The sequence below is a fragment of the Kaistia soli DSM 19436 genome (genome assembly GCF_900129325.1).
Lineage (GTDB): Bacteria > Pseudomonadota > Alphaproteobacteria > Rhizobiales > Kaistiaceae > Kaistia > Kaistia soli.
This window is the reverse complement of the sequence record NZ_FQUP01000013.1, coordinates 1-22101: the sequence shown is the minus strand read 5'-3', so window position 1 is coordinate 22101 and position 22101 is coordinate 1. Positions and strand designations below refer to the sequence as shown.

General features: G+C 62.9%; 18 protein-coding genes and 1 tRNA gene. 18 read left to right on the top strand and 1 reads right to left on the bottom strand.

What is annotated here, in order from left to right:
- Positions 1 to 452: EF-Tu C-terminal domain-related protein (locus BUB39_RS24890; protein WP_342169433.1), on the top strand; the 452-nt coding region annotated here is incomplete at its 5' end.
- Between the two features lie 449 nt (positions 453 to 901).
- A complete protein-coding gene (locus tag BUB39_RS24885) occupies positions 902 to 1555 on the top strand; it encodes a DUF1062 domain-containing protein (protein ID WP_244540376.1) in 654 nt (217 codons plus the stop codon).
- A gap of 89 nt (positions 1556 to 1644) precedes the next feature.
- On the opposite strand, the gene BUB39_RS24880 is transcribed toward BUB39_RS24885, so the two are convergent.
- The gene (locus tag BUB39_RS24880; protein WP_244540374.1) at positions 1645 to 2790 is read right to left on the bottom strand and encodes a citrate synthase family protein; all 1146 of its coding nucleotides are present in this window, start codon (positions 2788 to 2790) and stop codon (positions 1645 to 1647) included.
- 84 nt (positions 2791 to 2874) lie between these two features.
- On the opposite strand from BUB39_RS24880, the gene BUB39_RS24875 reads away from it, so the two are divergent.
- The 16 genes from BUB39_RS24875 to BUB39_RS24800 form a co-directional block, all read left to right on the top strand.
- A complete protein-coding gene (locus BUB39_RS24875) occupies positions 2875 to 3972 on the top strand; it encodes a citrate synthase (RefSeq protein ID WP_073058761.1) in 1098 nt (365 codons plus the stop codon).
- Positions 3973 to 4092: 120 nt separating this feature from the next.
- Positions 4093 to 4168, top strand: a tRNA-Trp gene (locus BUB39_RS24870).
- Between the two features lie 97 nt (positions 4169 to 4265).
- On the top strand, positions 4266 to 4466 hold the full coding sequence (secE, locus tag BUB39_RS24865) for a preprotein translocase subunit SecE (RefSeq protein ID WP_073058759.1): 201 nt from the start codon (positions 4266 to 4268) through the stop codon (positions 4464 to 4466).
- A gap of 15 nt (positions 4467 to 4481) precedes the next feature.
- Complete coding sequence (nusG, locus tag BUB39_RS24860) at positions 4482 to 5012, top strand: transcription termination/antitermination protein NusG (protein WP_073058758.1); 531 nt, start codon at positions 4482 to 4484, stop codon at positions 5010 to 5012.
- Positions 5013 to 5136: 124 nt separating this feature from the next.
- Positions 5137 to 5568, top strand: coding sequence for a 50S ribosomal protein L11 (gene rplK / locus BUB39_RS24855; protein ID WP_073058757.1), 432 nt, complete (start codon positions 5137 to 5139; stop codon positions 5566 to 5568).
- Between the two features lie 2 nt (positions 5569 to 5570).
- Positions 5571 to 6269, top strand: coding sequence for a 50S ribosomal protein L1 (gene rplA, locus BUB39_RS24850; RefSeq protein ID WP_073058756.1), 699 nt, complete (start codon positions 5571 to 5573; stop codon positions 6267 to 6269).
- Between the two features lie 308 nt (positions 6270 to 6577).
- Positions 6578 to 7096, top strand: a complete 519-nt coding sequence (gene rplJ, locus BUB39_RS24845; protein ID WP_073058755.1) for a 50S ribosomal protein L10 — start codon at positions 6578 to 6580, stop codon at positions 7094 to 7096.
- A gap of 44 nt (positions 7097 to 7140) precedes the next feature.
- On the top strand, positions 7141 to 7518 hold the full coding sequence (gene rplL, locus BUB39_RS24840) for a 50S ribosomal protein L7/L12 (protein WP_073058754.1): 378 nt from the start codon (positions 7141 to 7143) through the stop codon (positions 7516 to 7518).
- A gap of 139 nt (positions 7519 to 7657) precedes the next feature.
- The gene (rpoB, locus tag BUB39_RS24835; RefSeq protein ID WP_073058753.1) at positions 7658 to 11791 is read left to right on the top strand and encodes a DNA-directed RNA polymerase subunit beta; all 4134 of its coding nucleotides are present in this window, start codon (positions 7658 to 7660) and stop codon (positions 11789 to 11791) included.
- Positions 11792 to 11886: 95 nt separating this feature from the next.
- Positions 11887 to 16122 (top strand): DNA-directed RNA polymerase subunit beta', encoded by a 4236-nt coding sequence (gene rpoC / locus BUB39_RS24830; protein WP_073058752.1) that lies wholly within the window; start codon positions 11887 to 11889, stop codon positions 16120 to 16122.
- Between the two features lie 200 nt (positions 16123 to 16322).
- On the top strand, positions 16323 to 17600 hold the full coding sequence (locus tag BUB39_RS24825) for an alpha/beta hydrolase (RefSeq protein WP_073058751.1): 1278 nt from the start codon (positions 16323 to 16325) through the stop codon (positions 17598 to 17600).
- 136 nt (positions 17601 to 17736) lie between these two features.
- Positions 17737 to 18171, top strand: coding sequence for a cupin domain-containing protein (locus BUB39_RS24820; protein WP_073058750.1), 435 nt, complete (start codon positions 17737 to 17739; stop codon positions 18169 to 18171).
- Positions 18172 to 18575: 404 nt separating this feature from the next.
- Positions 18576 to 18947 (top strand): 30S ribosomal protein S12, encoded by a 372-nt coding sequence (gene rpsL / locus BUB39_RS24815; protein ID WP_073058749.1) that lies wholly within the window; start codon positions 18576 to 18578, stop codon positions 18945 to 18947.
- 12 nt (positions 18948 to 18959) lie between these two features.
- Positions 18960 to 19430: a 30S ribosomal protein S7 gene (gene rpsG, locus BUB39_RS24810; protein ID WP_073058748.1), complete on the top strand. Its 471-nt coding sequence runs from the start codon at positions 18960 to 18962 to the stop codon at positions 19428 to 19430.
- 24 nt (positions 19431 to 19454) lie between these two features.
- Positions 19455 to 21530 carry an elongation factor G gene (gene fusA, locus BUB39_RS24805; RefSeq protein WP_073058747.1) on the top strand — a complete coding sequence of 692 codons (2076 nt, stop codon included), beginning with the start codon at positions 19455 to 19457 and terminating at the stop codon, positions 21528 to 21530.
- Between the two features lie 46 nt (positions 21531 to 21576).
- Positions 21577 to 22101 (top strand): GTP-binding protein (locus tag BUB39_RS24800; protein ID WP_139251396.1); only part of this gene is annotated, 525 nt, incomplete at its 3' end.

Genomic DNA, 22101 nt, shown 5'->3' with positions numbered 1-22101 from the left:
TCGTCGGCATTCGTCCGACGGTGAAGTCGACGGTGACCGGCGTCGAGATGTTCCGCAAGCTGCTCGACCAGGGCCAGGCTGGCGACAATATCGGCGCGCTGCTGCGCGGCATCGACCGTGAAGGTGTCGAGCGCGGCCAGGTTCTGTGCAAGCCCGGCTCGGTGACGCCGCATACGGTGTTCAAGGCCGAGGCGTATATCCTGACGAAGGAGGAGGGTGGCCGTCACACGCCGTTCTTCACCAATTATCGTCCGCAGTTCTACTTCCGCACGACGGATGTGACCGGCGTGTGCACGCTGCCTGAAGGCGTCGAAATGGTGATGCCGGGCGACAACGTCTCGATGGAAGTGACGCTGATCGTCCCGATCGCCATGGAAGAGAAGCTGCGCTTCGCGATCCGCGAAGGCGGCCGCACCGTCGGCGCCGGCGTCGTCGCTAGCATCATCAAGTAATGTTCCGGCGAGGCTGATGCCATTGGCATCGCCTCTGCCGAGCATCGGATCCGACGGCGGCCGCGGTTTATCGCGGCCGCTTTTTTTGTTCTTACGGCATCCGAGCGTCGCGCTCGTTGATGCAGGAATGTCACGTACCCTCGGCTTGCGGCACGTAGCCGTCTGCCGCGGCTACGAAGGGCGCCGTTGGGCTGCTATGGCACGCGTGCAGAGCGTCGGCCCATCGAGGTAGGCAGTGCCCAAGTAAGTCCGGTCTCAGTCAGTTCCACCCCGCGTTGACAGCGTCTCGCCGTCGGCGTGATTCTGTCTATCGGGTGGCGGCGTGAGACCGGTCTGGCATTGCTTCGTTCTGCCACCTGCGCCGCCGCTCCGCGTTCTCGCCGCGCCGAACTTCGCCATACCGCGCCCTGCCAAGGGTTTCCTGCGCCGTCTCATCGGTGGACTTCCAATTGGAAGACCGCGACGAGATGTTCGACGCCCTCAAGGTCCGCTGGACCGTTGTTCCCCTGAATTCTCCCGAGCCGTGGCTTGCCTGCAGCGGATGCGGAAGCGTCCGCGCCTTTCGCAGCAGCGACAAGATCCGCTTGAACGCCAATGGGCGCAGGCTGGATGCCTGGCTCATCTACAAATGCCTCGCTTGCGACAAGACCTGGAACCGCCCGATCTTCGAACGGCGTAGCGTGCGTTCGCTCGATCCGGCAGTGCTTCAGGCGATGCAGACCAACGATCCAGACTGGGTCCGCATGCAGGCCTTCGATCTCGATGCTTTGCGGCACAAGACACGACGCATAGACGTGTTCGCGGCTTTCGAAGTGAGGAAGCACATCATCCGTGAACCAGCGAGCTGGATGCGGCTCGACATTCAGCTGGAGGTCCCTCTACCGGCCGGCATTCGGCTCGACCGCCTGCTCGCATCGGAGCTGCCGCTGTCTCGCAGCCGCCTCGTCGGCATGGTCGACAGCGGGTTGCTGCGCGCCGGGCCGGCACAAGGCGAGCCTCTGCGCCGGAGCATCAGGGACGGGACACGCATCGTTGTTGACCTGGCGGGCGAGAGCGACCGGGAGACAGCGTGGCGTCGCGCGGCGACGGGACTCGTTCGCTAACAACCCTCCATCCACGACGTGACTATCCCCGGCCGGATTTGAGCACCGGCTGGGGATGGTTCCAGGCGACGCCGCGATCCTCGGCACGCTCAGCCGTTGAAGACGGCCCTCGGCCTGATGAGCCGGCCGGTTGCCGCCTGTTCGAGTGCGTGCGCGATCCAGCCGACCGAGCGGCCTGTCGCGAAGAGGGCGAGGGCACTGCGCGGCGGCAGGCGGAAGTGGCGTTCGAGCAGCACGAGGGCAACGTCGATCGTCGGCCTCTGGGCGGTGGCCGCCTCGACGGCCTCGATCAGGGCGAGTTCCAAAGGTCCGATCCTGATGGCGCGAAGAAGAGTCGTCGCTCTCGGGTCACCGTCAGGATACAGCCGATGGCCGAAGCCGGGCAGCGCCTCACCGCGCTGCAATCGCGCTCCGACCGCCACGGCGGGATCGCCGAGGCGCTGGACCTCGTCGAGGAACGCCGCCACGCGGTCGGTCGCCCCGCCATGCGCCGGGCCGGCCAGGGTCACGAGGCCTGCGATCAAAGCGTGTGTCAGCGACGCGCCCGTGGAGGCTGCGACGCGCACCGCGAAGGTGGATGCGTTCAGTTCGTGATCAGCAACCAGGACCAGCGCCTTGCGGATCGCCTGGCCAGCCGCCGGCGCCTGCCAGGTCGCGGCAAGCGCCTCATGCAGCGGCGCATCGGCGAGCCATCTTCCCGCTGCCGCGGAGCCGATGATGCGCACCAGCCGGGCCGCGCGTTCGACTAGCCGTGCGCCGCGCTCGCCGGGTACCGCATCGGGAAGTTCGGCTGCCAGCGCAAAGACGGCGCGGTCTATCGGGGAGCCGGATTGCGGCCCAGCGGACGATGCCCGGCCGCGAAACGCGACAGGGCCGGTGGCCCATAGCAGCTCCGCGATGGACTCTAGCGTCGCCGTCTCTGCGAGCGATGTTGCGTCATGGCCGCGATAGGCGAGGCGGCCATCCGCGATGCTCGAAAGCCCGCTGCTGAGCACCGGCAGCCCCCAGTCGAGCGCGGTGGCAGCCGCCGCGCCCGGCCGGGCCTGACGCTCCTTGTTAGCGATCAGTGCCTCGATATCGTCGCGCGAATAGAGGCGGGCGCGTGGATCGCCTGGATGGGGTAGGGCGCGGATGCGGCCGCGGCTCACATAGGCGTAGAGCGAAGCCGGCCTGACGCCGAGCAGGCGGCTGGCTTCTTCGGCCGTCAGCAGCCGGGAGGGGTCAATGTCAGTCACGGCAATATATTGATTTGTTGATTCAAGATTGAGGCGCCAATCAATCTAGAAGACATTTCGCCGGAAGGCAAAATGGAGACTTCGATGACCTCACTTTCATCGCCAGCGCGCGGCCTCGCGGGCGTCGTTGCCGCCGATACCGTGCTGAGCCATGTCGACGGTGCCGGTGGCAGGCTGATCATTCGAGGCGTCGCCGTGGAAGATCTGGCCGGGCAGGCGAGCTATGAGGACGCCGCGGCGCTGCTTCTCGGCGGCTTTATCGACGGCTCGGCGTCCGAATCGATCACATCGGATATCGGTGCGGGCAGGGCCGAGGCCTACCGGCGGTTTGTTGGGCTCCTCGGCGGCGGTGCGTCGCGCGATCCTGTCGAATGGATGCGGTTCCTGCTGGCCTCGATCGGTGACGACGATCCTATTGCGTCGCCCGCGGCCCTGATCGGAGCCACTGGCACGGCGGCGGCCATGGCGATGCGCGTCGCGGCCGGGCTGCCGACGATAGAGCCGGACGCGGCACTCTCCCATGCTCTCGATCTGCAGCGGATGATAACGGGTCAACGGCCCGCGCCCGCTGAGGCGAGGGCTTTCGAGACCTACCTCGTCACGGTGATCGATCACGGCCTCAACGCATCGACCTTCACGGCCCGCGTTGTCGCCTCGACCGAATCAGGCCTCGTCTCGGCCGTTGTCGCGGCGCTTTCGGCGCTTAAGGGCCGGCTGCATGGCGGTGCGCCAGGTCCGGTGCTCGACATGCTGGACGCGATCGGCGTCGCCGATCGCGCCGAGGCGTGGATCGAGGAGCGTCTGGACCGGGGCGAGCGCATCATGGGCTTCGGGCATCGCGCCTATCGGGTTCGCGATCCGCGCGCCGACGTGCTGCGCGAGGCCATCAAGGCGATGGGTGATAGGCAAGGTCGACTCGCGCTCGCCCGGGCCGTGGAGGAGGCGGCGCTGGCGGTTCTCGCCCGTCGAAAAGCGAGCCGTCGCCTCGACGTCAATGTCGAGTTCTATACGGCCCTGCTGCTCGAGAGCCTCGGCATTGCCCGCAACGGCTTCACAGCCGTGTTTGCTGCCGGTCGCGTGACAGGCTGGATTGCTCACGCACTCGAGCAACAGCGAAACGGCAACCTTATACGGCCCGACGCCCGGTATGTCGGCCCCGAGCCGCTCGCGCGGACGGCTTAGCCGGCTGGCGATGCCCAGTCCTCCACAGGGCAATCGAATAGGGATTGCACGGTCGGGCAGGCTTGGCTATGACAACGCCGCATGTCCGGAATCGACGTCGGGTGACGGATGTGTGCGTGCAGGGGTATAGCTCAGCTGGTAGAGCGACGGTCTCCAAAACCGTAGGTCGTAGGTTCGAATCCTACTGCCCCTGCCAATTTGCTACTTGAGGAATCGTTCGAACGGTTCTATGTAACGCTTCCCAGCGCGGTGCGCAGACGTTTGTTTGCGCGCCCGCAAGCCGTGAGCGGGTAATGGCCACCAAAACTAATCCATTTACGTTCCTCCAGCAGGTCCGGTCGGAGGTATCGAAGGTCGTTTGGCCGTCTCGGCGCGAGGCGCTTATCACCACGGCCATGGTTTTCGCCATGGCGATTGCCGCGTCCCTGTTCTTTACGCTGGCTGATTTCGTCCTGAGCTACGGCGTCCAGCTGCTGCTCGGCGTCGGCCGCTAGGGAGGATCAGAACGCATGGACAAGCGGTGGTATATCGTTCACGCCTATTCGAATTTCGAGAAGAAGGTCGCGGAATCGATCCGTGAGCAGGCGGCCCAGCGGGGTCTTGCCGAGCTCTTCGACCAGATCCTCGTCCCGACGGAGAAGGTTGTCGAGGTCAGGCGCGGCCGCAAGGTCGATGCCGAGCGGAAGTTCTTTCCGGGCTATGTCCTGGTGAAGATGGCGCTGACCGACGACGCCTATCACCTGATAAAGAATACGCCGAAGGTCACGGGCTTCCTTGGCTCCGACAATCGTCCGCAGCCGATTTCGGAGGCTGAGGCGAACCGGATCCTGCACCAGGTGCAGGAAGGCGTCGAGCGGCCGAAGCCGTCGGTCAGTTTCGAGGTTGGCGAGCAGGTCCGCGTGGCTGATGGCCCGTTTGCCTCGTTCAACGGCCTTGTCGAAGAGGTCGACGAAGTGCGCGCCCGTCTCAAGGTCGCGGTGTCGATCTTCGGTCGCGCCACTCCGGTGGAGCTGGAATACGGTCAGGTCGAGAAGGTCTGACCGACAAGAGGCGTGGGAGGGTGCGGCGCTTGCCAGGCGTCGCCGCCCGGACCACGCCATTCCTGATCCGGCATGATGTCGGATCACCTCGCCGGCAGGTTGCCGGCAGTGGAAAGGAACAAAGATGGCAAAGAAGGTTCTCGGCTACCTGAAGCTTCAGGTGAAGGCCGGTTCGGCGACCCCGTCGCCGCCAATCGGCCCCGCGCTCGGCCAGCGCGGTATCAACATCATGGAGTTCTGCAAGTCGTTCAACGCGCAGACCCAGGAGATGGAGAAGGGCTCGCCCGTCCCCGTCGTGATCACCTACTACCAGGACAAGTCCTTCACCTTCGTGATGAAGACGGCTCCGGTCAGCTTCTTCCTGAAGAAGGCTGCTGGCGTTCCCAAGGGCGCGACGACGCCTGGCAAGGGCGCGGCTGCCGGCTCGATCACCAAGGCCCAGTGCCTTGAGATCGCTTCGAAGAAGCTGAAGGACCTCAACGCCGAGAGCGTCGAGGCTGCTGCTCGCATGGTCGAAGGTTCCGCCCGTTCCATGGGCCTCACGGTGGTTGACTGATCATGGCTCAGCACGGCAAGCGCGTTCTCAATGCCCGCGAGGGCATCGACCGTAACAAGCTCTACCCGATCAGCGTCGCTATTTCGCTGATCAAGGATCGGGCCACGGCGAAGTTCGACGAGACCATCGAGGTCTCGCTCAATCTCGGCGTCGATCCCCGTCACGCCGACCAGATGGTCCGCGGCGTCTGCACGCTGCCGAATGGCTCCGGCCGTACGGTCCGCGTCGCGGTCTTCGCCCGTGGCGCCAAGGCTGAAGAAGCCAAGGCAGCGGGTGCCGATATCGTCGGCGCCGAGGATCTGCTCGAGATCGTTCAGGGCGGCACGATCGAATTCGATCGCTGCATCGCGACCCCGGACATGATGCCGCTCGTCGGCCGCCTCGGTAAGGTTCTGGGCCCGCGCGGCCTGATGCCGAACCCGAAGGTCGGCACGGTGACCATGGACGTCACCACGGCGGTCAAGGGCGCCAAGGGCGGCTCGGTTGAGTTCCGCGTCGAGAAGGCTGGCATCATCCATGCCGGCATCGGCAAGGCGAGCTTCGATGCCGAGAAGCTGGTGCAGAACATCAAGGCCTTCGCCGATGCGGTGCAGAAGGCTCGGCCGACCGGCGCGAAGGGCACGTTCGTGCAGCGCGTCGCGGTGTCGTCGACCATGGGCCCCGGCGTCCATGTCGATCCCGCCTCGGTGCTCGGCGCCTAAAGCGTCGCAAGGAATTCCGCCCGGGTAACCGGGCGGCAAGGCGGCCGCGCGGGGTCTTCGGATCCCGATCGGCCGATACCTGTCCGAGACTGCAGGGGCCGGGTCGTCCGGCATAATATCCTGCATAGACGGGGGCTAGACCGATTGTCCGGCGAATGCCGGCTGTCAGTTCGAACCTCTTTTGCCCGGCGGCTCGCAAGAGCACGCGGGGGGACAGGCCAGGAAGCGTCGCGGCTGCTTCGGCAGCCTCGGCAAACGCAACCGGCGGTCCCGACCGCAAAAGTCGGCCGCCTACTGGAGAGAGGCAAGTGGAAAAAGCGGAAAAGCGCGAACTTGTCTCGACGATGAACGAGGTCTTCCAGGAGACCAACGTCGTCGTCGTGGCACACTATGCCGGCCTCAAGGTTTCTGAGCTCACTGCCCTGCGCGGCAAGGCTCGGCAGGCTGGGGTCAGCATCAAGGTCGCAAAGAACCGCCTTGTGAAGCTCGCCCTTCAAGGCACGGACTCTGCCCATATCGCGGACCTGTTCACAGGCCCGACGTTGGTCGCCTATTCGGCCGACCCCGTGGCAGCGCCCAAGGTCACCAGCGAGTTCGCCAAGACGAATGACAAGCTCGTCATTCTCGGCGGCGCGATGGGCAAGACCAATCTGGGACCGGACGGCGTCAAGGCTCTGGCCACGCTGCCGTCGCTCGACGAACTGCGCGGCAAGCTGATCGGCCTGATCCAGGCTCCGGCTCAGAAGATCGCGTCCGTCGTCAATGCGCCTGCGGGTCAGCTCGCACGCGTGTTTGGTGCCTATGCCAAGAAGGATGAAGCGGCGTAAGGCCGTTCTCCATTCACCTGAATTCGAACTGATAGGAAACTGAAATGGCTGATCTTTCGAAGATTGTTGAAGAACTCTCGAGCCTGACCGTTCTCGAGGCTGCCGAGCTGTCGAAGCTCCTCGAAGAGAAGTGGGGCGTCTCGGCTGCTGCTCCGGTCGCGGTTGCGGCTGCCGGCGGCGGTGCCGCTGCTGCTGCTCCGGTCGAAGAGAAGACCGAATTCGACGTCATCCTCGTCGAGGCTGGCGCGAACAAGATCAACGTCATCAAGGAAGTCCGCGCGATCACCGCTCTTGGCCTCAAGGAAGCCAAGGACCTGGTCGAAGCTGCTCCGAAGGCCGTCAAGGAAGCCGTGTCCAAGGACGAGGCTGCCAAGCTCAAGGCTCAGCTGGAAGGCGCCGGCGCCAAGGTTGACGTTAAGTAAGTTATGAAAATACGGCCGGCTCCGATCCTCGGGGCCGGTCGATCATCCAGGTCCTCAGGGACCGCTGTCCAGAGAGCCGCGCCGAAACGCGGCTATACGGCTTTCCGGACAGCCGTTCTTGAACATAGAAGGAGCGAACATGGCCCAGGCATTCACCGGTCGTAAGCGCATCCGCAAATTCTTCGGGTCCATCGGCGACGTCGCCGAGATGCCGAACCTCATCGAGGTTCAGAAGGCATCCTATGACCAGTTCCTCATGGTCGAGGAAACGAAGGGTGGGCGTCCCGACGAAGGTCTGCAGGCCGTCTTCAAATCCGTCTTCCCGATCTCCGACTTCTCGAATACGGCGCTGCTCGAATTCGTTCGCTACGATTTCGACGCGCCGAAGTATGACGTCGACGAGTGCCGCCAGCGCGGCATGACCTTCTCGGCGCCGCTCAAGGTGACGCTGCGTCTCATCGTGTTCGATGTCGACGAGGACACCGGCGCGAAGTCCGTGAAGGACATCAAGGAGCAGGAAGTGTACATGGGCGAAATGCCGCTCATGACGCTGAACGGCACCTTCATCGTCAACGGCACCGAGCGCGTGATCGTCTCGCAGATGCACCGCTCGCCGGGCGTCTTCTTCGACCACGACAAGGGCAAGACCCATTCGTCGGGCAAGCTGCTTTTCGCCGCCCGCATCATTCCTTATCGCGGCTCGTGGCTCGACATCGAGTTCGACGCGAAGGACATCGTCTATGCGCGTATCGACCGTCGTCGCAAGATTCCGGTCTCCTCGCTGATGTTTGCCCTCGGCATGGATGCCGAGGAGATCCTCGACACGTTCTACAACCAGATCGTCTACTCGAAGGCGGGCGACGGCTGGCGCATGCCCTATGATGCCAACCGCATGCGCGGCATCAAGGCAGCGACCGATCTCGTCGATGCCGATACCGGCGAAGTGGTGGTCGAGGCCGGTAAGAAGCTGACGGCCCGTGCCGCTCGCGCAATCGCCGAAAAGGGCGTCAAGGCCCTGAAGGTGACGGCTGAGGATCTGTTCGGCAGCTATGTCGCCGAGGATATCGTCAACCCGCAGTCCGGCGAGATCTATGCCGAGGCGGGCGCCGAGATCACCGAGAAGCTGCTCGGGATCCTCGAGACGGCCGGCTATGAGGAGATCCCTGTCCTCGACATCGATCACATCAATGTCGGCGCCTATATCCGCAACACCGTTGCCGTCGACAAGAACGAGACGCGCGAGGATGCGCTGTTCGACATCTATCGCGTGATGCGTCCCGGCGAGCCGCCGACGATGGATTCCGCGCAGGCGATGTTCCAGTCGCTGTTCTTCGACAGCGAGCGCTACGACCTGTCGGCCGTCGGCCGCGTCAAGATGAACATGCGTCTCGACCTGACGGCTGAGGACACCGTTCGCGTGCTCCGCAAGGAGGACATTCTCGCGGTCATCAAGATGCTGGTGGACCTTCGCGACGGCAAGGGTGAGATCGACGACATCGACAATCTCGGCAATCGCCGCGTGCGTTCGGTCGGCGAGCTCATGGAGAACCAGTACCGCGTTGGCCTGCTCCGCATGGAGCGTGCCATCAAGGAGCGCATGTCGTCGGTCGAGATCGGCAACGTCATGCCGCAGGATCTCATCAACGCCAAGCCGGCCGCTGCGGCGGTGCGCGAGTTCTTCGGTTCCTCGCAGCTCTCGCAGTTCATGGACCAGACCAATCCGCTCTCCGAGATCACGCACAAGCGTCGTCTCTCGGCGCTCGGACCGGGCGGTCTGACGCGCGAGCGCGCCGGTTTCGAAGTGCGCGACGTGCATCCGACCCATTATGGCCGTATCTGCCCGATCGAGACGCCGGAAGGCCCGAATATCGGTCTGATCAATAGCTTGGCGACGTTTGCTCGCGTCAACAAGTATGGCTTCATCGAGAGCCCGTACCGGCGTGTCAAGGACGGCGCTGCCACCGACGAGATCATCTATCTCTCGGCGATGGAGGAATCGAAGTATTACGTCGCCCAGGCGAATGTGAAGCTCGATGCCTCCGGCAAGCTGACCGAAGACCTGATCGTTTCCCGCCATGCCGGCGAGAACGTGATGGTTACGTCGGACCGCGTTGATTTCATGGACGTTTCGCCGAAGCAGCTCGTTTCGGTTGCGGCCTCGCTGATCCCGTTCCTCGAGAACGACGACGCGAACCGCGCCCTGATGGGTTCGAACATGATGCGTCAGGCCGTGCCGCTGGTGCGCGCCGAGGCTCCGTTCGTTGGGACCGGCATGGAAGCGGTCGTCGCCCGGGACTCGGGCGCTGCGATTGCGGCTCGCCGCGGCGGCATCGTCGACCAGGTCGACGCGACGCGTATCGTCATCCGCGCGACGGAGGACCTTGATCCTTCGAAGTCGGGTGTCGATATCTACCGCTTGATGAAGTTCCAGCGCTCGAACCAGTCGACCTGCATCAACCAGCGTCCGCTGGTGCGTGTCGGCGACATCGTCGGCCGCGGCGATATCCTTGCCGACGGACCGTCGACGGATCTTGGCGATCTGGCGCTCGGCCGCAACGTGCTCGTCGCGTTCATGCCGTGGAATGGCTACAACTTCGAGGACTCGATCCTGCTTTCCGAGCGGATCGTTTCCGACGACGTCTTCACCTCGATCCATATCGAGGAATTCGAAGTGATGGCGCGCGACACGAAGCTCGGGCCTGAGGAAATCACGCGCGACATTCCGAACGTTTCGGAAGAGGCCCTGAAGAACCTCGACGAAGCCGGCATTGTCTATATCGGCGCCGATGTGCAGGCGGGTGACATTCTCGTCGGCAAGATCACGCCGAAGGGCGAAAGCCCGATGACGCCGGAAGAGAAGCTTCTGCGCGCCATCTTCGGCGAGAAGGCCTCTGACGTGCGTGACACGTCGCTGCGCGTTCCGCCGGGCGTGACCGGAACGATCGTCGAAGTGCGGGTCTTCAACCGGCACGGCGTCGAGAAGGACGAGCGCGCCATGGCGATCGAGCGCGAGGAGATCGAGCGTCTCGCGAAGGACCGTGACGACGAGCAGGCGATCCTCGACCGCAACGTCTATGGCCGCCTCGCGGACATGCTGAACGGCAAGACCGCGTCCAGCGGCCCGAAGAACTTCAAGAAGGAGACGGTGCTCTCCCGCGACGTTCTGGAAGAGTATCCGCGCAGCCAGTGGTGGCAGTTCGCTGTCGCCGACGAAAAGCTGATGGGCGAGATCGAGGCGCTGCGTGGCCAGTATGACGAGAGCCGCAAGCGTCTTGAGAAGCGCTTCATCGACAAGGTGGAGAAGCTGCAGCGCGGCGACGAGCTGCCTCCCGGCGTGATGAAGATGGTCAAGGTCTTCGTCGCCGTGAAGCGCAAGATCCAGCCGGGCGACAAGATGGCCGGCCGCCATGGCAACAAGGGCGTCGTGTCTCGCATCGTTCCGGTGCAGGACATGCCGTTCCTCGAGGATGGCACGCATGTCGACATCGTGCTCAATCCGCTCGGCGTGCCGAGCCGCATGAATGTCGGTCAGATCCTCGAGACCCATCTCGGCTGGGCTTGCGCCGGCATGGGCCTCAAGATCGGCAAGATGCTGGAAGACTATAAGAAGAGCGGCAATGTCACGCCGCTCCGCGTCCAGCTCGACGAGGTCTATGGCGACAATGCCAAGAACGAGAATGTGGCCGATCTCGACGACGAGTCCGTCGTCAAGCTCAGCCAGCATCTTTCGAAGGGCGTGTCGATCGCGACGCCGGTGTTTGACGGCGCCCGCGAGCCCGACATCGTCACGATGCTGAAGAAGGCTGGTCTCGAATCGTCTGGTCAGGTGACGCTCTTCGACGGGCGCACGGGCGAGTCGTTCGATCGCAAGGTGACTGTCGGCTACATCTACATGTTGAAGCTGCACCACCTCGTGGACGACAAGATCCATGCTCGCTCGATCGGACCGTACTCGCTCGTTACCCAGCAGCCGCTCGGTGGCAAGGCGCAGTTCGGCGGCCAGCGCTTCGGCGAAATGGAGGTGTGGGCGCTCGAGGCCTATGGCGCCGCCTACACGCTGCAGGAGATGCTGACGGTGAAGTCGGACGACGTCGCCGGGCGTACCAAGGTCTACGAGGCGATCGTCCGCGGCGACGACACGTTCGAGGCCGGTATTCCGGAATCGTTCAACGTTCTGGTCAAGGAAATGCGCTCGCTCGGTCTCGACGTCGAGCTCAACCAGTCCAAGATGGCGCTGGAAGCGGCCGAACGGATTCGGGATGCGGCGGAGTAATCCGCCTCGTCCGCTGTTGAATCCATGGAAATTGGTCAAGCCGGCCGGTGCGAGGGGTTTTGCCCCCGCCCGGCGGCCGACATAGGAGATCGGCGATGAATCAGGAAGTCGCGAACATCTTCAACCCGCTGGCCCAGCCGGCGCAGAACTTCGACCAGATCCGCATTCACATTGCGAGCCCTGAGAAGATTCTGTCCTGGTCCTACGGCGAGATCAAGAAGCCTGAGACCATCAACTACCGCACGTTCAAGCCGGAGCGTGACGGCTTGTTCTGCGCGCGCATCTTCGGGCCGATCAAGGACTACGAGTGCTTGTGCGGCAAGTACAAGCGCATGAAGTACAAGGGCATCATCTGCGAGAAGTGCGGCGTCGAGGTCACGCTGGCGCGCGTTCGGCGCGACCGCATGGGCCATATCGAGCTCGCGGCGCCCGTCGCCCATATCTGGTTCCTGAAGTCGCTGCCCTCGCGCATCGGCATGCTGATGGACATGACGCTCAAGGATCTTGAGCGCATTCTCTATTTCGAGAACTACGTCGTTCTGGAGCCCGGTCTCACCCCGCTGAAGGAGCGTCAGCTCCTCTCCGAGGAAGAGTATCTGCGCGCGCAGGACGAATATGGCGATGACAGCTTCACGGCGCTGATCGGCGCCGAGGCGATCCGCGAGATGATGATCGCGCTCGACCTCGAGAAGCTGGCCGTCGACCTGCGCGAGGAAATCGCGACCTCGACGTCGGAGCTGAAGCCTAAGAAGCTTGGCAAGCGGTTGAAGCTGGTCGAGGCGTTCATCGAGTCCGGCAATCGCCCGGAATGGATGATCATGACCCAGATCCCGGTCATTCCGCCGGATCTGCGTCCGCTCGTCCCGCTCGATGGCGGCCGGTTCGCAACCTCGGACTTGAACGATCTCTATCGCCGCGTCATCAACCGCAACAATCGTCTGAAGCGGCTGATCGAGCTGCGCGCGCCGGACATCATCATCCGCAACGAAAAGCGCATGCTGCAGGAGGCCGTCGACGCTCTGTTCGACAATGGCCGCCGCGGCCGCGTCATCACGGGCGCCAACAAGCGTCCGCTGAAGTCGCTCAGCGACATGCTGAAGGGCAAGCAGGGCCGTTTCCGCCAGAACCTGCTCGGCAAGCGCGTCGACTATTCCGGCCGTTCGGTCATCGTGGTCGGCCCGGAAATGAAGCTGCACCAGTGCGGTTTGCCGAAGAAGATGGCGCTCGAGCTGTTCAAGCCGTTCATCTATTCGCGACTCGACGCCAAGGGCTTCTCCTCGACGGTGAAGCAGGCGAAGAAGCTCGTCGAGAAGGAGCGGCCGGAGGTCTGGGATATCCTGGACGAAGTCATCCGCGAGCATCCGATCCTTCTGAACCGCGCCCCGACGCTCCACCGCCTCGGCATCCAGGCTTTCGAGCCTGTGCTGATTGAAGGCAAGGCGATCCAGCTGCATCCGCTCGTCTGCTCGGCGTTCAACGCCGACTTCGACGGCGACCAGATGGCCGTGCACGTCCCGCTGTCGCTTGAAGCGCAGCTGGAAGCGCGCGTCCTGATGATGTCGACCAACAACATCCTGCATCCGGCCAATGGCCTTCCGATCATCGTGCCGTCGCAGGATATCGTTCTCGGCCTCTACTACCTCTCGATCATGGCCGAGAAGGAGCCCGGCGAGGGCATGATGTTCGGCAATATCGGCGAGATCGAGCACGCGCTGGCGGCCAAGGCCATCACGCTGCATACGAAGATCCGCGGCCGCTTCCGCAGCGTCGATGCGGACGGCAACGTCACGTCGAAGATCTATGATACGACGCCTGGCCGCCTGCTGATCGGCGAATTGCTGCCGAAGCACCACAACCTGCCCTACGACGTCGTCAACAAGCTGATGACGAAGAAGGAAATCTCGAACACGATCGACGCGGTCTACCGGCATTGCGGCCAGAAGGAGACGGTCATTTTCTGCGACCGGATCATGGCGCTCGGCTTCCGCGAGGCGTGCCGTGCTGGCATTTCCTTCGGCAAGGATGACATGGTCATCCCGGCCGCCAAGGCGAAGCTCGTCGAAGAGACGCAGGCTCTCGCTAAGGATTACGAGCAGCAGTACAATGACGGCCTCATCACCTATGGTGAGAAGTACAACAAGGTCGTCGACGCCTGGGCGAAGTGTGGTGATCGCGTCGCCGAGGAGATGATGAAGGGCATTTCGGCCGTCCAGAAGGACGCCGAAACCGGACGTCAGAAGCCGATGAACTCGGTCTACATGATGAGCCATTCGGGCGCGCGCGGTTCGCCGACGCAGATGAAGCAGCTCGCCGGCATGCGCGGCCTCATGACCAAGCCCTCGGGCGAGATCATCGAGAACCCGATCATCTCGAACTTCAAGGAAGGCCTCACCGTTCTCGAGTACTTCAACTCGACCCACGGTGCCCGTAAGGGTCTCGCCGATACCGCGCTGAAGACGGCCAACTCGGGTTATCTGACGCGTCGTCTCGTCGACGTGGCGCAGGACTGCATCATCATCGAGCAGGATTGCGGCACGACCAACGGCCTCAAGATGCAGGCGGTCATCGACAGCGGCCAGGTCGTCGCGTCGCTCGGCCTTCGCATTCTCGGCCGTACGGCGGCTGAGGATATCGTCGCGGCCGCTACCGGCGAGGTCATCGTGCCCGCCGGCAAGCTGATCGACGAGCGCGATTGCGAGAAGGTCGAGAAGGCCAGCGTCCAGGCAGCGAAGATCCGTTCGGTGCTGACCTGCGATACCAAGATCGGCGTCTGCGCGACCTGCTATGGCCGTGATCTGGCCCGTGGCACGCCCGTCAACATGGGCGAGGCCGTCGGCGTCATCGCGGCGCAGTCGATCGGCGAGCCGGGCACGCAGCTCACCATGCGTACGTTCCACATCGGCGGAACGGCACAGGTGGTGGACTCGTCCTTCATCGAGTCGAGCTTCGAAGGCACGATCCAGATTCGCAACCGCAACATGGTTCGCGATTCCGAGGGCAAGCTCATTGCGCTCGGCCGCAACATGGCGATCGTCATTGTCGACAAGGACGGTGCCGAGCGTGCGGTCAACCGCGTCACCTATGGCTCCCGTCTGCATGTGGACGAGGGCGACCAGGTCAAGCGCGGCCAGCGTCTGGCGGAATGGGATCCCTATACCCGTCCGGTGCTCACGGAAGTGTCCGGCACGATTGCCTATGAAGACATGGTCGAGGGTATCTCGGTTGCGGAAACCGCCGACGAAGCGACGGGCATCACCAAGCGCGTCGTCATCGATTGGCGCGCCAATCCGCGCGGCGGCGATCTGAAGCCGGCAATCGTCATCAAGGGCAAGGACGGCAAGGTGCTCAAGCTCGCCCGTGGTGGCGAGGCGCGGTATCTGCTGTCGGTCGAGACCATTCTCTCGGTCGACCCGGCCTCGACGGTTCATGCCGGCGACGTGCTGGCGCGTATCCCGACGGAAGGCGCGAAGACGCGCGACATCACGGGCGGTCTGCCGCGCGTGGCGGAGCTGTTCGAAGCGCGTCGTCCGAAGGATCACGCCATCATCGCCGAGATGGACGGTACCGTCCGCTTCGGCCGCGACTACAAGAACAAGCGTCGCGTCATCGTCGAGCCGGCTGAAGGCTCGGTGGATGCGGCGGGCCAGCCGCTCGAGCCGGTGGAGTATCTCATCCCGAAGGGCAAGCCTTTCCATCTTCAGGAAGGCGATGCCGTCGAGAAGGGCGACTACATCATGGACGGCAACCCAGCGCCGCACGACATTCTGGCGATCAAGGGCGTGGAGGCACTCGCTGCCTATCTCGTCAACGAGATCCAGGACGTCTACCGGCTCCAGGGCGTTCAGATCAACGACAAGCACATTGAGGTGATCGTTCGCCAGATGCTGCAGAAGGTCGAGGTCGTGGACGGTGGCGAGACGGAGTTCTTCTCCGGCGAGCAGGTCGACCAGCTCGAATTCGACCTGATCAACGAGAAGGCGAAGTCCGAAGGCAAGAAGATCGCCATCGCCAATCCGGTGCTGCTTGGTATCACCAAGGCCAGCCTGCAGACGCGCTCGTTCTTCTCGGCCGCTTCGTTCCAGGAGACCACCCGCGTCCTCACCGAGGCAGCGGTCAACGGCAAGGTCGATCCGCTCGACGGTCTCAAGGAGAACATCATCGTCGGCCGCCTCATCCCGGCGGGAACCGGCGGCACGATGAACCGGATCCGCGAAATCGCGACCAAGCGCGACGAACTGATCCTCGAAGAACGCCGTCGTGCGTCCTCGGCTGCCCAGCCGAAGCCGCAGACAGGCGGGCTTCTCGGCAATCTGACGGACGCAGCGGAGTAGTCCGCCGCTCTCCAGCTAGAACGTGAAAGGCCGCCTTCGGGCGGCCTTTTTCGTTTCTGTCTTCGGCTCATGACGTGTGGAGCGGTGCGACATCGTCGTCACGGTTGACGGTTCGTTAGGGCATTCGTGTTGGTCCGGTATGTCGCCTTCCGCAGCGGCATGCTATTTGGCGCCTTCACCTCGGAGGCCTCGGACCGTTTATGCGCCAATCTCTTCATCGCCTAAGAGATCTCGTGGTCGTGGTTGTGACCACTGGGCTGCTTGGCTCATGTGCGGGCCGGCCGGAGGGCGTGCTCCTTCCCGTCACGATGAGCGCGCCAGGCACCACTACCGTCGACATGGCAGTCGCGACGACCCGGTCGCGCGCCGAGAACCGGGCGGTGCTGTTCACCGGTGAACGCGGGACGCAGCTCGATTTCGCGAATATCGTCGTGTCGATCCCGCCGGACTCAGTGCGCAAGGTCGGTGACGTCCAGTGGCCGAAGCGGATTCCGGGCAATCCGGCTACCGACTTCGTCACGGTGAAGGCCGAAGACATGTCGCTTCCGGAGGCGAAGGCGTGGTTCAACAGCCGGATCAAGAAGACGAAGGGCCGTCAGGCTCTTGTCTTCATTCATGGCTTCAACAATCGCTTCGATGACGCTGTCTATCGCTTCGCGCAGATCGTGCATGATTCCAATGCGCCGGTTGTGCCGATCCTGTTCACGTGGCCGTCGCGTGGCAGCATCCTCGCCTATGGCTACGATTTCCAGAGCACCAACTATTCGCGCGACGCGCTGGAGCAGCTGCTAACCGCACTGGCCGAAAACCCCAATGTCGACGAGGTCTCGATCCTGGCCCATTCGATGGGCAACTGGGTGGCGCTCGAGGCGCTGCGGCAGATGGCGATCCGAAATGGCCGCGTGCTGCCGAAGATCAAGAATGTGATGCTCGCGTCGCCGGACGTCGACGTCGACGTGTTCCGCAGTCAGATGGTCGATATCGGCAAGAAGGGGCCGAACATCACGCTGTTTGTCTCGCAGGACGATCGTGCGCTCGCGGCGTCGCGGCGCGTTTGGGGCAATGTCGAGCGTCTCGGGCAGATCAATCCGACCCTCGAGCCCTACGCGACCGAGCTAAAGCAGGACAAGATCACGGTGATCGACCTCACCAAACTGAAGACCGACGACAAGCTCAATCACGGCAAGTTCGCGGCGAGCCCGGAGGTGGTTCAGGCCATTGGGGCGCGTCTTGCCGATGGGCAAGCGATTTCCGACTCCCGCATCGGCCTTGGCGACCGGATCATCGCCGCTTCGACGGGAGCTGCTGCGACCGTCGGCGCGGCAGCTGGTGTCGTAGTGTCGGCACCGGTTGCGATCATCGACCCCAACACGCGCAACAATCTCGACGAAAATGTCCAGGCGCTCGGCGATGCGGTCACCGACAGCGCGAGCGCAACCACCGACATGGTCAAGGGCGCGGCCGAAGTTGGCCAGTAGCTGATCGTCTGTCCGGGACAGGCCTTCCCCCAATGCGACTATGGATGGCACCGATTGACGGGGTCCTCCATAGTCGTTTTGCTTTGGGGCCATGCTGACCTGAAGAGGCCCGCCCGAGCGTCGAGGAGAATGAGAGATGAAGTGCACGCTGATCGCGGGGCTGATGGTTATGGGCCTGATGCAGGCCGCTGCGGCGGAGGAGGCGTATAAGCCGGTCGTAAAGGTCCAGCCGCTTCTCAAGACGACGACCACGACCAGCGGCGACGCCATCCACTACCCGGATATCGACGATCCGGAAGTCCAGTCGCTGATCGTCGAGATTCCGCCGAGCGGGGAGACGGGCTGGCATACGCATCCCGTGCCGGCCTACGCCTATATTCTCTCCGGCAGCATCGAGGTCGAATCGGAGGGCGGCACGAAACGACTGTTCAAGGCGGGAGATTCGTTCGCCGAGATGGTCGATCGCAAGCATGACGGCCGAGTCGTCGGGACGGAGCCGGTGCGAATCCTCATGATCGTGACTGGCGAGAAGGGCAAGCCCTTCAGTGTAAAGACCGATCCACCAGGCTAGATCGGCTTGGCGCAAGAATATTGCGCAGCAACCCCTTGTCGCGGTCGATCTATGCGGCGCAGCTCTTCCGGACGCATTAATATCCCTCGCGATTACAGTTTTGAAAGATCCGTCGTTGGGGCTTGACGTTCTGAGGGGGACTCAGTAGGTTCCGCAAGCTTTCGGGCAGGTGGTAAGGCTAAAGCGTCCAGCGGCGACACGTCGCGGAGTTCGGCCTTAGACACTGTCTGGATCGATACAGAGTTTAGAAACGACACGCACGATCGCGGTTCACGCCGTGATCCTCTGCTTCTCGTAGCGCCTCCGCCGAAACGCGGAATGGCGCTCTTCGTTCATGGCCAAATTGACCATGAAGGTCGCGGGAAGCGGAAGACCAGAACCGTAGGCTAGCTGGAAGGCGACGCATGCCGACTATCAATCAGTTGATCCGCAAGCCGCGCCAGGCGCCGGCGAAGCGGAACAAGGTTCCCGCGCTGGAGCAGAACCCGCAGAAGCGCGGTGTTTGCACGCGCGTCTACACCACGACCCCGAAGAAGCCGAACTCGGCGCTTCGTAAGGTGGCCAAGGTTCGGTTGACCAACCAGTTCGAGGTCATCGGATATATTCCCGGTGAAGGTCACAACCTGCAGGAACACTCGGTCGTCATGATCCGTGGCGGTCGCGTCAAGGATCTGCCCGGCGTGCGCTATCACATTCTGCGCGGCGTTCTCGACACCCAGGGCGTCAAGAACCGTAAGCAGCGTCGTTCGAAGTACGGCGCGAAGCGTCCGAAGTAAGGGGTTACACCGATGTCCCGTCGCCACAGTGCTGAGAAGCGCGAGATCATCCCGGACCCGAAGTTCGGCGATATTGTCGTGACGAAGTTCATGAATGCCGTCATGTATGACGGCAAGAAGTCGGTCGCCGAGAACATCGTTTACGGTGCGCTCGATGTGATCCAGGCGCGTACCAAGCAGGAGCCGGTGGTTGTGTTCCGCCAGGCCCTCGACAATGTCGCGCCGCATATCGAAGTCCGTTCGCGTCGCGTCGGCGGTGCTACCTATCAGGTTCCGGTCGAAGTCCGCACCGATCGCCGCCAGGCGCTCGCGATCCGCTGGCTGCTGACCGCTGCCCGTGCTCGCAACGAGAAGACGATGGTCGAGCGGCTGTCGGGCGAACTGCTCGATGCCTCGAACAACCGCGGCAATGCCGTGAAGAAGCGCGAAGATACGCACCGGATGGCGGAAGCCAACCGCGCCTTCTCGCACTATCGCTGGTAACCCGGTCCTAAAAGGCAGACCATCATGGCCCGCACGCACAAGATCGAAGACTACCGCAATTTCGGCATCATGGCCCACATCGATGCCGGCAAGACGACGACGACTGAGCGGATTCTTTACTATTCGGGCAAGAGCCACAAGATCGGCGAAGTTCATGACGGCGCTGCCACCATGGATTACATGGAGCAGGAGCAGGAACGCGGCATCACGATCACCTCGGCTGCCACGACCACGTTCTGGAACGGCAAGCGCCTGAACATCATCGACACGCCCGGCCACGTCGACTTCACGATTGAAGTTGAGCGTTCGCTGCGCGTCCTCGACGGTGCGGTGTGCGTGCTCGACTCCAACCAGGGCGTTGAGCCGCAGACCGAGACGGTTTGGCGCCAGGGCGACAAGTACCATGTGCCGCGCATTGTCTTCTGCAACAAGATGGACAAGACCGGCGCGAACTTCGACATGTGCGTCGAGGACATCAAGGTTCGTCTCGGCGCCCGTCCGGTTCCGATCCAGCTTCCGATTGGCGCTGAGCAGGATTTCAAGGGCATCATCGATCTCGTTCGCATGAAGGCTGTCGTCTGGCATGACGAGAGCCTTGGCGCGAAGTATGACGAAGTCGAGATTCCGGCCGATCTGCTCGACAAGGCAGTTGCCGCCCGTGCGGAGCTCATCGAGGCTGCCGTCGAACTCGACGACACCGCCATGGAAGCCTATCTCGAAGGCAACGAGCCGGACGAGGCGACGCTCAAGTCGCTGATCCGCAAGGCTGTGCTGCATTCGGCGTGGTTCCCGGTCCTTACCGGCTCGGCCTTCAAGAACAAGGGCGTCCAGACGCTGCTCGACGCCGTCGTTGACTATCTTCCGTCCCCGGTCGACGTTCCGCCGACCAAGGGCATCGATCTGAAGACCGGTGAGGAAGTCGAACGTCATTCGACCGACAACGAGCCGCTCTCGATGCTGGCGTTCAAGATCATCGAAGACCCGTTCGGTGTCCTGACCTTCGCGCGCATTTATTCGGGCGTGCTTCAGAAGGGTACGACCCTTTTGAACTCGACCAAGGAGAAGCGCGAGCGTATCGGCCGCATGGTGACCATGCATGCCAATTCGCGTGAGGACATCGACGAGGCTTTTGCAGGCGACATCGTTGCGCTTGTTGGTCTCAAGGAAGCGCGCACAGGCGATACCATCTGCGATCCGGCCCATCCGGTCCTGCTCGAAAAGATGGAATTCCCCGATCCGGTTATCGAGATGTCGGTTGAGGCCGCCACCAAGACTGACCAGGAGAAGCTGGGCGTTGCCCTGCAGAAGCTTGCTTCTGAGGATCCGTCGTTCCGCGTCTCGTCCGATAGCGAGTCTGGCCAGACGATCATCAAGGGCATGGGCGAGCTGCACCTGGACATCAAGATCGATATCCTTCGCCGCGCTCCCTACAATATCAACGTGAATGTCGGCGCGCCTCAGGTTGCGTATCGCGAGACGATCCGCAAGAAGACCGAGCTGGACTACACGCACAAGAAGCAGACCGGCGGTACGGGCCAGTTCGCTCGCGTTAAGTTCGTGATCGAGCCGAATGAAATCGGCGCTGGTTACGCATTCGAGAACAAGATCATCGGCGGCGTTGTTCCGAAGGAATATCTGCCGGGCGTTGAAAAGGGCCTGAATTCGGTCCTGTCCTCGGGTCCGATCGCCGGTTTCCCGGTTGTCGACATCAAGGTCTCGCTGATCGACGGCGCCTATCACGAAGTGGACTCGTCGGCGATTGCCTTCGAAATCGCTTCGCGAGCCGCTCTTCGTGAAGGCATCGAGAAGGCCAATCCGGCCCTGCTCGAGCCGATCATGAAGGTCGAGGTCGTCTCGCCGGAGGAGTATGTGGGTTCGGTCATCGGCGATCTGAACTCGCGCCGTGGTCAGATCCAGGGCCAGGATATGCGCGGCAACGCGAATGTCATCACCGCCTTCGTCCCGCTGGCGAACATGTTCTCTTACGTGAACAACCTGCGCTCGATGAGCCAGGGCCGCGCCAGCTACACGATGCAATTCGATCATTATGAGCAGGTTCCGCAGGCTGTCGCCCAGGAAGTCCAGGCAAAATACGCCTAGTTTCCTCGCGAACCGAACCTGCTGACAGACACGACGGAGAATTCCGATGGGTAAAGAGAAATTTGCGCGGACGAAGCCGCACTGCAACATTGGCACGATTGGCCATGTTGACCACGGCAAGACGTCTTTGACGGCAGCGATCACGAAGGTGCTCGCGAAGACGGGTGGCGCGACGTTCAAGGCGTATGACCAGATCGACGCGGCTCCTGAGGAGCGTGCGCGTGGCATCACGATCTCGACGGCGCATGTCGAATACGAGACGCAGAACCGCCACTACGCGCATGTCGACTGCCCCGGCCACGCGGATTATGTGAAGAACATGATCACCGGCGCGGCGCAGATGGACGGCGCGATCCTGGTGGTTTCGGCGGCCGACGGCCCGATGCCGCAGACGCGCGAGCACATCCTTCTGGCCCGCCAGGTCGGTGTGCCGGCGCTGGTGGTGTTCCTGAACAAGGTCGACCTGGTCGACGACGCGGAGCTTCTTGAGCTGGTCGAGCTCGAGGTGCGCGAGCTGCTGTCGTCCTATGACTATCCGGGCGATGACATTCCGATCGTCAAGGGCTCGGCG